The 13,509-nt window shown below is 43.2% G+C and carries 12 protein-coding genes; all 12 read left to right on the plus strand.

The genetic code is table 11. From position 1 onward, the window contains the following. Positions 1-14: 14 nt before the first annotated feature. The 12 genes from V1467_RS07565 (at position 15) to purF (ending at position 13,441) form a co-directional block, all read left to right on the plus strand. Positions 15-641: a hypothetical protein gene (locus tag V1467_RS07565; protein ID WP_416308183.1), complete on the plus strand. Its 627-nt coding sequence runs from the start codon at positions 15-17 to the stop codon at positions 639-641. A gap of 46 nt (positions 642-687) precedes the next feature. Then, positions 688-1,344 (plus strand): hypothetical protein, encoded by a 657-nt coding sequence (locus V1467_RS07570; RefSeq protein ID WP_416308184.1) that lies wholly within the window; start codon positions 688-690, stop codon positions 1,342-1,344. Between the two features lie 94 nt (positions 1,345-1,438). Then, positions 1,439-2,230, plus strand: coding sequence for a hypothetical protein (locus tag V1467_RS07575; protein WP_416308185.1), 792 nt, complete (start codon positions 1,439-1,441; stop codon positions 2,228-2,230). A 75-nt stretch (positions 2,231-2,305) separates the two neighbouring features. Beyond that, positions 2,306-5,863 carry an SPOR domain-containing protein gene (locus V1467_RS07580; protein WP_416308186.1) on the plus strand — a complete coding sequence of 1,186 codons (3,558 nt, stop codon included), beginning with the start codon at positions 2,306-2,308 and terminating at the stop codon, positions 5,861-5,863. 24 nt (positions 5,864-5,887) lie between these two features. Further along, complete coding sequence (locus tag V1467_RS07585; protein WP_416308187.1) at positions 5,888-6,418, plus strand: hypothetical protein; 531 nt, start codon at positions 5,888-5,890, stop codon at positions 6,416-6,418. A gap of 2 nt (positions 6,419-6,420) precedes the next feature. After that, complete coding sequence (locus V1467_RS07590; RefSeq protein WP_416308188.1) at positions 6,421-7,575, plus strand: hypothetical protein; 1,155 nt, start codon at positions 6,421-6,423, stop codon at positions 7,573-7,575. 103 nt (positions 7,576-7,678) lie between these two features. Beyond that, positions 7,679-8,473 (plus strand): tRNA pseudouridine(38-40) synthase TruA, encoded by a 795-nt coding sequence (truA, locus tag V1467_RS07595; RefSeq protein WP_416308189.1) that lies wholly within the window; start codon positions 7,679-7,681, stop codon positions 8,471-8,473. Positions 8,474-8,596: 123 nt separating this feature from the next. Beyond that, on the plus strand, positions 8,597-9,448 hold the full coding sequence (gene accD / locus V1467_RS07600) for an acetyl-CoA carboxylase, carboxyltransferase subunit beta (protein WP_416308190.1): 852 nt from the start codon (positions 8,597-8,599) through the stop codon (positions 9,446-9,448). Continuing rightward, positions 9,448-10,707, plus strand: a complete 1,260-nt coding sequence (gene folC, locus V1467_RS07605; protein WP_416308191.1) for a bifunctional tetrahydrofolate synthase/dihydrofolate synthase — start codon at positions 9,448-9,450, stop codon at positions 10,705-10,707. Before accD ends, folC begins: the two co-directional genes overlap by 1 nt. Before the next feature lie 2 nt (positions 10,708-10,709). Beyond that, a complete protein-coding gene (locus V1467_RS07610; protein ID WP_416308192.1) occupies positions 10,710-11,330 on the plus strand; it encodes an SPOR domain-containing protein in 621 nt (206 codons plus the stop codon). Positions 11,331-11,415: 85 nt separating this feature from the next. After that, a complete protein-coding gene (locus V1467_RS07615) occupies positions 11,416-11,904 on the plus strand; it encodes a CvpA family protein (protein ID WP_416308193.1) in 489 nt (162 codons plus the stop codon). Between the two features lie 16 nt (positions 11,905-11,920). Then, entirely contained in the window at positions 11,921-13,441 is a 1,521-nt protein-coding gene (gene purF / locus V1467_RS07620; protein ID WP_416308194.1) for an amidophosphoribosyltransferase, read from the plus strand. The last annotated feature ends 68 nt before the right edge of the window (positions 13,442-13,509 follow it).

The following is a 13,509-nucleotide window of genomic DNA, read 5'->3' on the forward strand; positions in this document are numbered from 1 at the left end:
CTAGGAGTGTTGTTATGCAACCAAACAAAACAAAACTGGCTTTACAAGTTGGAGCCTTACTGTTGGGGGCATCCTGTGGTTTTAGTACCTCAGCAGATACTTTCAATATTACCGTTAATACCATCTCAGATGTTGAAATCGATACCGTTACGGCATTAGATTTTGGTGAGTATATTATCACTGATGCTAATACCAGTTGTGCAATGGATGCTTCCACACCTGAAGACGCAGTTGTATTTGCTGATGGAGGCTTAACTGCGACAGATTATGGCTTACTGAATGGTGATGGCTGTGTCGGTGATGGCGTGTCTGTTGGTACTCCGGGTGTTTATAGCATCACAGGTGTTGCCGGTCTGGATATTAAAATTACTTTAAATAGTGAAGCTCAGGCGGGTGGGGACTTTACTTATACCCCAGATGGTTGTGTTGTTGATCATGATGGCGCATCAGGTGGCGATTTGTGTACTGCATTAGCTGCAGGAAATCAGGTGACTGCTACGATTGCTGACGGTGTTGATGATGGAGATGCTATCAGCGGTGAAACCCATTTCACGGTAGGGGGAGTTATCGATATTGGTGCGACAGGGCTGACATCTGATACAGATTACGATGCCACTTTTCTTGTTAATGTCGTCTATTAAGACAATTCAAGATAGCTAATATTGTTGAAAAGATTTGGAGATTAACATGAAAATTACTTTAAAAAAGCTTGTTGTCGGTGCGGCATTGTTACCCATCTGTACAAGTGTTTTTGCTATAGATGAGACTATAACCGGTAGCTTTAAAACCATTAAAGACGTTACTGTTTCTCAAGTTGTTGGAGAAGAGCTAGTAATTAACGGTTTGTATCTAACTAATACCGCAACTTGTACTATGACACCTCCTGATACCGCGGATGGTGCTTCAGTTTGGGTGGGTGACACTAAAATGAAACTGGCCACTGCGTTGCCTTCAACTGCTGGAGCCTCTGTTGGTGCCACTCCTGCTGCTGCATCTTGTGCTGGTGTGGCGGGAACTATCGGTATTTATGAGATTGATGGTGCTTCAGGCGCTGAGGTTACTGTAACTCTTACCGCTGGTACAGCGTCAGGAATTACTTTTACTCCTGATGGTTGTGTAGGTGATTATGACGGTGGTGTAGACAACGATGCCTGTACAACATTTACCGCAGGTTCGGCGACTATTAATCTGGCTAATGCGACTGATGAAACGGTTAGTGCCACTGAAGGACAACCTGAAGAAGGCAAGGCTCGTATTGCCCTGGGCGGAACTGTTGCAACAACAATCGGATTAACTGCTGCAACTCCTTATACTGTGCCTTTTGATATTTCAGTTACCTACTAATTGAGTTGACTTCGGGTTTATTCGTTTTACTATCAAGCCATTATAACTGTTTGGTTATAATGGCTTTTTTATATAGAGGTAATAAGTGACAAGAATGAGATTGATTAAATCCCTGAACATTAAACACTTCCTGATGGCATTGGTTTTTATGCTGCCCCTGAGCGCAAGCGCTATCAGCTTATCTACTTATCGTATTTATGTGGATTATGATAGCAGAACAGCGTCATTTATGATGTTTAACAAATCGGCAGTAACAGAAGAGTGTCAGCTGGATTTGGTGCATAACGATTTTGATGCGGTAGGTAACATGACACCCCATCAGGGGGATCAATTACCGGCTAATTCTGCCGAACCCTGGATACGTTATTCACCTAGAAATTTCGTTGTCGAAGCCAGGGCACCACAAACAGTTCGTTTTACAATAAGACGCCAAGCTAATAGCGAGCCAGCTGAGTATCGTTCGTATCTGCGCATATTCTGCGATGAGAAGGATAAACCGCAGAGTACTTCTACCAGCTCGTCATCTAAAACAGTTAAGTTATCGGTAAAACCAAGATTGGTACAAAATGTGCCTGTTATTGTTCGCACCGGTAAACTTGAAGCAACAGTCAGTTTTGGTGATATCAGTGTTAACAACGAGAAACTCAGTTTCACTATTAACCGACAGGGTAATCGTTCAGTGTATGGCACACTTGAGTTAGTGAACAAGCAAACCGGTGAAGTCATAAACTATAAAAAAAACGTGTCGGTCTATACTGAAACTAACAAGTCAGCTTACGATTTTAGTTTACGGGGGAGGTCGTTGCAGGAGTTAGCGCTACGCTTTACTGAAGATCAAGATTATGGTGGTACAATTACCTATCAGCAGGATTTAACGCAGAACTAGTTCGCACTTTATTTGTTGTATGGTATAGCTGGATTGTTGTGTGGATAATTATAATTATAAGGCGTTGCAACAGGGGTGAAGAATAATCTTTTTCGGTTCGTTATTTTTTCTTTAACGCTTTTTTGTGCACCTGCACTGTCGGCACAAAAACTGGCAAAAGTTGAAATTAGCGAAGACGATTTTATTTTACTGGATATTGTATTAAACAATACTACTATAGCCAGCTCTATCGATGCCTATGTCGTAGATGGAAAGCTGATGCTGGCAGCAGATCCCCTGTTTGATGCGCTTAAAGTTCGTTACGTTATTGACAATGAAAAACTCATAATATGGCAGGATGAAAAAGCGAATGAGTTTGAATTGGATGAAAATGCGAATTCTGTCTCTGTGGGACAAAGTGAGTCGTTGTCGGAATATCGATGGGGTTCGGATGACTTTTATCTGTTTATCGATTTTTCCCTGTTTCAAAAACTATATCCGGCTAAAATGGAATATTCTGCTCGCCAACTCCGATTGCGTATAATCACCCCAGAAAAATCGACATTATTTCCGTTACAGAAAATTAGCCTCCAGGAGCAACAACGTTTACTGGATAAGACCGTTCAGCGAAGAAGTCAGCAACAACAGCCTATTATCCCTATAACTATCGCAGACCAGTATCGGTTATTTACGTTGCCGCACGGCCGAGTTAATGTGGCCGCTGAGAAAAGTTCTTCTGATTCGGGTTTGAATTCTTCTTTGCAGTTAACTTCAGACTTTCTTTACCATTCTGCCAGTTTGACGCTAAGCGACACTAATGAAAATGATCTAGGGGCCCGCTTTACCATGAGCCGTTACAAAACAGCCCCGGATGATCATATTCTTGGTCTATATGACAACTATCAGGTTGGTGACATCAGTAGCGTTACAAATAGTGTTAGCACCTCTACCAGTTCTGGTATCGGCCTCATGTTTGGGCGACGCCCGATCGGTTTTCGACAGAGTAATCAGGCCATTACTATACAAGAAGTGGCACCGCCTGGATGGGAGGCAGAATTATTTCACAACAATATTTTTCTTGGCGCCACTACTGTGCCTTCAAACGGATTATTAACATTTGAGGATATTGATGTCACTTATGGAAATAATATTTATCAGATTAAACTTTATGGTCCTTACGGGGAAGAGGAAGTCATTTCAAAGAATATAGATTTGACCCGGAATGCGCTGAGTAAAGGTGAATTTGCGCATTCATTATATGGACTTGATAACAACCATAGACTGATTAATGACGACAACGATGCTGATTATGGCATTACGGATTATGGAGCAACGTTTGATTACGGCGTCAGTGATAACTGGCAAGTTGGTTTTGGCTACGCAGCGGTTGAAGATAATCAGTACTTTTACAATTTGAAGAATGCCCTGACGTTGCCGGGAGTGTTGTTAGAGAATGATGTCGCACTTGATAATGATGGAAATTATGCTCAGATCACCTCGGTAAAGGGCGGATTGTTTGAACGTGATCGTTTCGCTTTGGAACTTGAAACAGCGGATAATTTTCAAAGTAATAAAATTCGAGCGTCCGGCAAAAGCCAACGTTATAAGGCAGCGTATTTTAAACCCTATAGTTATTTTAACTTTGACGTGAACGCCGAATATCAAAAAGATGATAACAGCAAAGAATTGCGTGTTAGTAACCGCTTGTCCGGTAGCATCAATCAGCTAAGGTTAAGCCATTCACTAACTTATTATGAGAGCACATTATTTAACCTTGCAGATACCACTAATACGGGCATTATTGGTTCATTAGGTCTGAGTGGTAACTTACCTTATGATTTCAGGGTAAGCGGAAAAATAGATTACGATCCTGAAGCTAGTGATCCTATATTAAAGTCTTCATCCATTATTGTACAAAAACGACTTCAGGATTATTGGCAGGGATATCATTATTTTACCTTAAATTATCAACCGCTTGCAGATGAAAATGGTTCAAGTTGGCGTGTTAGTCATCGTGCAGCATGGCAGGCTGACGAATTTCAGCTAAATATATCAACCACTTATGATGAACGTGATAACTGGAGTGTTCAGCTAGGTCTACAATTTTTTATCGGTTATGATTATCGCAATAACCGTTTCCTTTTTAATCAACAGTTGCCATCAACTACGGCGTCACTTGACGTACACACCTATCTGGACCGTCAACTTAACGGAGTTCCTGACCCACTAGATTATGAACTTTCTGGTGTGACTTTTAGTGGTAACAGGCAATGGCAAAATATTAGTAGTGGCGAGAGTGGCCGAACTATTCTGCCCGGTGTCTATCCGGATATTCCGTTTAGGTTTGGTGCCCACTGGAAAACAGGCAGCAACACTATAAATAATGACTATGTGGTCTATACTCACCCCGGAGCTTATGTCGATGTGAATATGCCATTCGTACTTTCTACCGATCTCGCTGGTTTTGTCTTGAGGCAAGGAAACTCTCAGGAAGTCGGATTGCAAAATATCGCTGTTCAGTTATTTGATTCCGATGGCCAATTGATCAATGAAGTGGAATCCGATCGTGATGGTTATTACGAGTTTTTAAGACTTGTACCTGGCAGATACCAAGTCAGGGTGGCGACTGCTGCGCTGCAGAATAAAGGCTACACTGGAGACATTATTGGATACAAAATTTCAACAGGAGGAAATGGTGGTTACGCTGAATTGCCCGAATTTGTGCTGAGAAGAACTAATGAAAGCGGAGGAAAGGCAGCTGAAGAAATAGCCAATTACGTATTGAGTGCCGACAACTCTGAACCGGTTATTTGGGATGAGGATATTGCTGAACGTCGTAATTATTTTACTTTACCTACAAAGAACAAGGTTAAAGCCAAGCACTCGTTAACTCAGGAATCGACAATTCAAAATAATGATGAACAAGCTGAACGAAAAACTGATGACGAGCAAAATAGACAACGTGAGAATCGACTTTCTGTACCTGAGCAATATCCCTATCTGAATCAGCCCGTCATAAACCAGGGCAAGCTACCGACATTGTCGGTTACAGGTATACAACAACAAGATACTGCAATCGAAAGTAGAGCACAGGCTGACATTTCTAATCTTGCCACTACCAGCACTTCATTTGTTATTCAGATTGGCGCATATCAAGACAGGAAATATGCTGAGCAGATTATTCAGCGTTTGTTGAGTGCTGGGAAATTAAAGTCATCAGATTTTAAAATAGCTGAAAATCAGTCAGATAGTCTTTATCGTCTGGTATATGGTTCGTTTGTTTCTCGCGAAAGTGGTCTGAATTTTGCTGAAAAAAACATACCTGCAGAACAGCCCTATTTTGTGCGCAAAGAAGCGGTAGAAGAAAAGAATAATATAGCCAATGAAGTTGAGCAAAGACTAAGGGTAGGTTGGGTTATTCAACTGTATGCGTCACGCACTGAACTTGAACAGTCTGAATTCACTAAACAAGAACAGTTGTTGGGTTTGTTATATTCTGCAAGGAAAAAATCTGCTCAGGGGACAACTTTATATTGCTTGGTCAGTCGTATATTCTCAACCAGGGATGAAGCTAACAGAATATTACTTGAATCTGGGCTGGATGGCTGGGTAAGCAGTAGTGATAATTATCAGAATATTCAACAATTGAACTAATATGCGTACCTAACGGTATGCGCATTGCAACTACATACCAGTGATAAACAACCAGAGGAGCTTATGCGTAAGTACCTATTATCGATTTGCATCATTTTTTTTGGGGGTAAGGTTCAAGCCATTACTCCGACTTTTAGTGTGAATCAGGAAATTAACTTCGGTTCGGTTATTTTAACCACAGGTAGCTGTTCGATGATCCCGACCACAGGTGCGCTTACATATTATCAAGGTATGTTTATTTGTGAATTTCCCAAAGGTGCTCAAAATGGTAGTTATACCATTACGGCTAATCCGAATAAAATTGTTCAAATTAAGATGAAGCCTAACCTTGATAATGGCAATGGCTATATGTTCAATCCCAAAGCATCGGTATTTAGCGATGTGCAACAAAAAGTTATTTATAACAATAATGATTTTGTAGAAATTAATAGCGGTGATTCGGGCATTATCAATATCTATTTGGGTGGGGATTTAACTGTCTATAATAATATTCCATCGGGACAAACCATCAATTTTACCTTCGATGAAGCTATTGAATGGAATGAACTTGATTAAGTATGGAACAATCAAATAAATTTTGTGGATACCGGAGCGCTTTACTGTGTATATCTGCCATTTGGATAATATGCGGGCTATCGGCTTGTAGCACACCAATAAAAGTGGCGGGAGAGCAGCATCATTCTGCTGCCGAAAAATGGAAGGCGCTTTCCCAATATACCTCTAGTGATCTTCCTTTGTATGGTTTAACTGTTATCGCGAGACTGGAAGCCGACAAGGATGACGGCAAGTTGAACGGGATTTTAACCGGTTTCAGATTAGCCAAGTCAGATGACGCATACAGCATTGACTTGCTTGCCCCCAGCTTTGAACAAAAATTTATTTGTCCTCAGACTTGTATTCAATTGGTTGAATATAATGATAAAAATGATGGTATCGGAGATACTTTTTTAACTCGATTTGTTGATAAATATGAGTTCCGGCTATTTTCTTTTTATAGTGAATTATTCGTGTTGAATGATGATTTGGCACTGCTAGAAAAAGAAAATGCCGAGTGGCTGGATGATTACCTGCTATATCTGTCTCAACAACAAGTCCAATTTTCTAGCCTGAAAGAAATTACCCATTTCTTAAGTGCAGAACTTACGCTTGAACAATATCGTGCTTTTCTTTCCAGTCCGGAAATTCAATACGAAAATGCAGTGAAGAATAACATCGCTAATGATAGTGAGGTATACGCTAATATCCGCTCATTTTTATTTGACGACGATGATGCTGACGATCAATGGACAACTGCGGCAGAGGAATTCTCTTACAGTAGCAGAGGAATATCTGCTAACGACCCATCCAACGATGGAACTAGTGCACAGAGGTTTAACGATCCAAGTAGCAACTGGCAAGATGCTGCATTGGTAGCTTGGTCTAAAACTAAGCCGAACAGTACTTCAAGCTGGTTGTCAGCGAAAAATATTCCCTTAAAAGTAGGTTCAACGGTATGTACTTATAAACAAAATTACTTTGGCACCTTGGATAGGGTAAACCCCAATGGGGTGGAGATTTTTGTTCAGGGACTTGCATTAAATAATGTCGATGGAGTTATTACGATGCTGGAACAAGGTAGTCTGTTTAAAGTGAGCGATGGTATTGAGTTTTTGCCCTTATATGAAAAAAAAGTTTTTCCGCGTGCAGATATCGCCAGATGCAATATTCAATAATATTGCATTTGACGATATAGAAAATATTTCAAATTGAACCGGGATTTTCCCATTTCCAACATTTCCTCTACAATAGCGCCCAATTTTTCCTTATGAGTAAATCATGCGAATTGCCTTAGGTATTGAATATGATGGTGCCTTGTTTCATGGCTGGCAGCGGCAAAATAATGCCATCAGTGTTCAACAGCGTTTAGAAGAATCGTTGTCAAAAATCGCCAACCAATCCATTCATGTCGTTTGTGCGGGACGCACCGATGCTGGCGTGCATGCAACCGGACAGGTTGTGCATTTTGATGTAGATAAACCGCGGGCGGCACGGGCCTGGACTATGGGGGTTAATACTCATTTGCCTCCTTCTATTGCGGTAAAATGGTGTGTTGACGTCAGTGATGATTTTCATGCACGTTTTGGTGCGACGGCCAGACGTTACCGCTATATTATTTACAACCGCCCGTTGCGTAGCGGTATTTTGCCGCACGGGGTAACCCATATATACAGCCCTCTGGATGAAGTACGTATGCAGCTCGCTGCGCAATGTCTGCTGGGAAAGCATGATTTTAGCGCGTTTCGTGCGGTGCATTGCCAGGCTAACACGGCGATCAGAACTATTTCACACCTCTCCATTCACCGTTTCGGAGATTATATTGCGGTGGATATACAGGCCAATGCATTTTTACACCATATGGTGCGTAATATCGTTGGTTCACTGGTGGAAATTGGTAACGGTAATCAGCCTGTTGAATGGTTGCAGCAATTACTCGAAGGTAAAGATCGTACCGTTGCAGGGGCAACCGCCAAACCTAATGGTTTATATCTGGTTCATGTGACTTATCCACAAGAGTTTGCTATACCGGTAATGCCAATGGGGCCATTATTTTTGCCATTACAAGACTTCTGACCAGTTTTCATTAGCCGCAGCACATTGAAATATGCTTTAATACGGCAATTTTAGAGCATGGGGAAAGCGTTGCTGTTCCCCGTTGTTTGAACCAACTGAGCTACAAAAGCAGGAATGAATTGAATGAGTTGGATTGAAAGAATTTTACCTCGTACCCAGTCATCAACAAAAAGTAACGTGCCTGAAGGGGTCTGGGCTAAATGTTCCGAGTGTAAAGCTACGCTTTATAAGGTGGAACTGGAGAAGCAGTTAGAGGTTTGCCCGAAGTGCGATCATCATATGCGTATCAAGGCACGAACCCGCCTGGAACACTTTCTGGATGAAGGTAAACGTATCGAGCTGGGCAGCGAGTTTGAGCCTAAAGATATTCTCAAATTCAAAGATTCAAAAAAGTATAAAGATCGTATTAGCGCGGCACAAAAGTCCAGTGATGAAACTGATGCGATGGTGGTGATGCAAGGTAAGCTGAAAGGCTTGCCGGTGGTAGCCGCTGCTTTTGAGTTTAGCTTTATGGGCGGCTCTATGGCGTCTGTAGTCGGTGCCCGTTTTGTGGCAGCGGTAAACGCCTGTCTGGAGAATAACACTCCGTTAGTGTGTTTTTCGACCAGTGGTGGAGCGAGAATGCAAGAAGCGCTGTTGTCACTGATGCAGATGGCGAAAACCAGCGCTGCGTTGGCTAAAATGAGTGAAAAAGGTTTGCCGTTTATTTCGGTATTGACTGACCCGACTATGGGCGGTGTATCGGCTAGTTTGGCTATGTTGGGTGATATTAATATTGCCGAGCCCAAAGCTCTGATTGGTTTTGCCGGGCCACGAGTGATTGAGCAAACCGTACGTGAAGTATTGCCGGAAGGCTTTCAACGCAGCGAATTTTTGCTCGAAAAAGGTGCTATTGATATGATCGTAGATCGCCGCCAGATGCGTGACAAAGTACACAGTATTCTCAGCAAGCTTCATTACCATCACCAGCAATAATGGACTCCAATCTTTCAGCCACTTTGACAACTTTGTCACAGTGGCTCGAGTATCTGGAAAAAATTCACCCGCAAAATATTGAACTGGGGCTTGAGCGTGTTCGCCAGGTTTTTCAGCGTATGCAGCTGGATTTTGACCACTCCAAAGTCATTATGGTGGCAGGGACCAACGGTAAAGGCACCACTTGTGCGATGGTTGAGCAGGCTTGTCTGCTAGCCGGTAAAACCGTTGGCGTATACAGTTCCCCCCACTTAATTGATTATCGTGAGCGGATTAAAGTTAATGGAGCCATGCTGGATGAGCAACAGCACGTGGATGCTTTTACCCTAATTGAAGATTTACGCGCTGATATTTCCTTAACTTATTTTGAATTTGGTACGCTAGCAGGGCTGTACTTATTGGCACAGCAACAGCCGGATGTCGTGTTGCTGGAAATTGGCCTGGGTGGACGACTGGATGCGGTGAATATCGTCGAACCGGATTTGTCAGTCATTACCACCATTGATCTGGACCATCAGGATTATTTAGGCGATACCCGGGAAAAAATCGGCTTTGAGAAGGCCGGTATTCTTCGTCATCAGGGGGAGGCCATTATTGGTGAAACGGATCCTCCGCAGAGTTTGCTGCAACAGATTAAAACCTTGCAGGTGAACGCCAGATTTCAGGGCAAAGATTATCTTTTTGAGCAAGATGCAGAAGGCTTGTGTTGGCAGGGAGAGCAGAAAATCAGCTCGCTGCCACCCGCCAATATTCCTTTAGCCAATGCTGCGAATGCTTTTGCCGTGATTGAGTGGCTAGACTTGGCCTTGAGTCATCAGCAATTTGTCCAGCTAATGTCATCGGTCAAGGTATCTGGACGATGCCAGATACTGCAGAATAATCCAACCGTTATGCTCGATGTGGCACATAATCCTCAGTCTACCGGTTATTTGGCAAACAAAATTGACACAATGGATTACCGCCAGCTGCATTTGGTGGTAGCGATGTTGAAAGATAAAGATATTGCAAATAGCCTGATTCCTCTGCAGCGTTTCTCGGCAAATTGGTATACGGCGGGATTAGCCGGACCCAGAGGGGGAACAGCAGAGGGGTTAAATCAACTACTGATGCCGTCTCAAACGGTGTTATCATATTTAACGGTAAAAGACGCCTATAGAAAGGCGGTTGAAAATGCACATAAAGATGATCTGGTTGTAGTATTTGGCTCGTTTCATACCGTCGCTGAAGTGTTGCAACTGGATCCTGACGAGGGGAATTGAGTTTGGCATCTGCATTTCAAAATCGTTTGATAGGGACTATTGTTCTGGTAGCACTGGCTGTCATCTTTTTGCCTGATATCCTGGATGGAGAGAAGGTGTCGCATAAAGACAGTTTTGTTCCTATACCTCAACGGCCAGTGTCAAAGCCGGTTGCCAATACCACCGCTTTTCCCCATCAACAAGTTAATCAGGCTGTTACTCGCCAAGTGGAAATAGTCACCGATCCGGTACTTGATGATGAGTCAGCTGCCGTTGCTATGTCGGATGGCCAGTCACAAACTTCAGGTAAGGTTGATGACGCACAACCAGGCCAGCAAAATAAAGTACAAACATCCGCCGAATTAACTGCCCTGGAAAAACAGATCCAGAACGAAGAGGTGAGTGCCGGTTGGGTCGTGCAGCTTGGCGTTTTCCGCCATGATAAAAATGTTCGTGAATTGCTGACCAAATTACAGGGGGCTGGATATCGTGCCTTTAGTAATAAAATACAAACCAGTTCTGGCGAGTTAACCAAGGTATTTGTCGGGCCTGATGTCGACAAGCAAAAAATGGAAAAAGCCATCCCGCATTTAAAACAAATTACCAACCTTAAAGGACGGGTAACGGAATTTAAGGTTAAATAGCCTCTGGCTAGGGCTAGATGTTTTATTAGAATTGGAAGGTTTCTTTTGGTAGAATTCGCGCGCAATTTCATAGCAAAGTACGGTCATGAACTGGATTGACTTCGCCATCCTTGGCGTTATTTTACTCTCAACCCTGATTAGCCTGGTAAGAGGCTTTGTTAAAGAAGCCATTTCTTTAGCTGTATGGATTGGTGCCTTTTTTATTGCTAGTCAGTTCTACGCCGATCTGGCCGTTTATTTGACCTCCATCGACGATTCAATGATCCGAAATGGTGTCGCGATCGCTATTCTGTTTGTGGTCACCCTGATCCTCGGCGGCCTATTAAATTACGTTGTTAGCCAGTTGGTTCAGCACACCGGCTTGAGCGGCACTGATCGGTCGTTAGGTGCGGTATTTGGCTTATTACGTGGCGCGTTGATTGTCAGCGCATTATTGTTTTTTCTGGATGTATTTACCCCGGCCCCCGGTACTCAATGGTGGCAGTCCTCTGTTTTGGTTCCCGAATTTAAAGTCATAGTTGAATGGTTCTTTACTTACCTTAAAAGTAACTCCAGTTTTCTGAATACGATCTAAAAAGTAGGTAATAGGCATGTGTGGTATTGTTGGAATTGTCGGTAAAACCCCTGTAGTACAGGCGCTATATGATAGCCTGATTGTGTTGCAGCATCGTGGACAGGATGCTGCCGGAGTTGTCACTATCGACCGTGGAATGTTTCATTTGCGCAAGGCTAACGGTCTGGTGCGTGACGTGTTTCATACCCGTCATATGCAACGCTTGAGCGGCCAGTTTGGTATTGGTCATGTTCGTTATCCAACGGCTGGAACGTCCAGTTCAGCGGAGGCGCAACCTTTTTATGTTAATTCCCCGTTCGGTATTGCCTTTGCCCACAACGGTAATTTGACCAATTCCCATGAATTACAGGACGAAGTATTCCGGGTGGCACGCCGGCATATTAATACCACTTCTGATTCGGAATTATTGCTGAATATTTTTGCACACGAATTGCAGCTTTGCCCGAATATGCGCATTCGCCCGGAAGACGTGTTTGCCGCAGTGATTAATGTACATCGTAAAATCCGTGGTGCTTATGCCTGTGTGGCGGCAATTATCGGTATCGGTATGGTGGCGTTTCGTGACCCTTACGGTATTCGACCTCTGGCGTTGGGTAAGCGGACTACAGCGGCAGGTGATGAATACATGGTGGCCTCGGAGAGTGTCGCACTGGATGCAGTTGGATTTAAGTTTGTCCGTGACGTCGCTCCCGGTGAAGCGATTTTTGTCACAGAAGACGGACAGTTACACACCCAGCAATGTGCGGACAACCCGCTCAACGCCCCCTGTATTTTTGAATTTGTCTATTTTGCTCGCCCTGATTCCTTTATCGACGGAATGTCGGTTTATGCTTCTCGCGTTAATATGGGACGCAAGCTGGGTCAAAAAATTGCGCGTGAATGGTCCCACATGGATATAGATGTTGTGGTACCTATTCCTGAAACCTCCTGTGATATTGCGTTGCAAATAGCCCAGGAACTGAATATTCCGTATCGTCAGGGGTTTGTGAAAAATCGCTACATTGGCCGCACTTTTATTATGCCGGGACAGACTATGCGTAAACAGTCGGTGCGCCGCAAGCTCAACGCAATACCTTCCGAATTTAAAGGTAAAAATGTACTGCTGGTGGATGATTCCATTGTGCGAGGTACCACCTCTGAGCAGATTATTGATATGGCCCGGGAATCGGGTGCGAAAAAAGTGTATTTCGCCTCCGCCGCCCCGGAAATTCGTTTTCCGAACGTGTACGGTATAGATATGCCCAGCGCTAATGAGCTGATTTCTCACGGTCGGGAAGTGGATGAAATTTGTGAGTTTATTAAAGCTGACGGCCTTATTTTTCAGGATATTCAGGATTTGGTGGATGCTGTCAGGGAAGAAAACCCCGAGATCAAACAATTTGATACATCGGTTTTCGATGGTAAATACATTACCGGTGATGTTAACCAGGGCTATCTGGAACAACTGGATTTATTGCGCTCAGAAGGGTCAAAAAACAAGTCTGAAGCGGGGAATGTATCCAATCTTGAACTGCACAATATGGATAGCGATAATTAGTCCGTAGCTATATTGTAAAAAAAAATGGCAGGGTAACCTGCCATTTTTTTGCCATCATTTTATTGCTG

The sequence above is a fragment of the Neptunicella plasticusilytica genome (assembly GCF_047922965.1).
In the GTDB taxonomy this organism is placed as follows: Bacteria; Pseudomonadota; Gammaproteobacteria; order Enterobacterales; family Alteromonadaceae; genus Neptunicella; species Neptunicella plasticusilytica.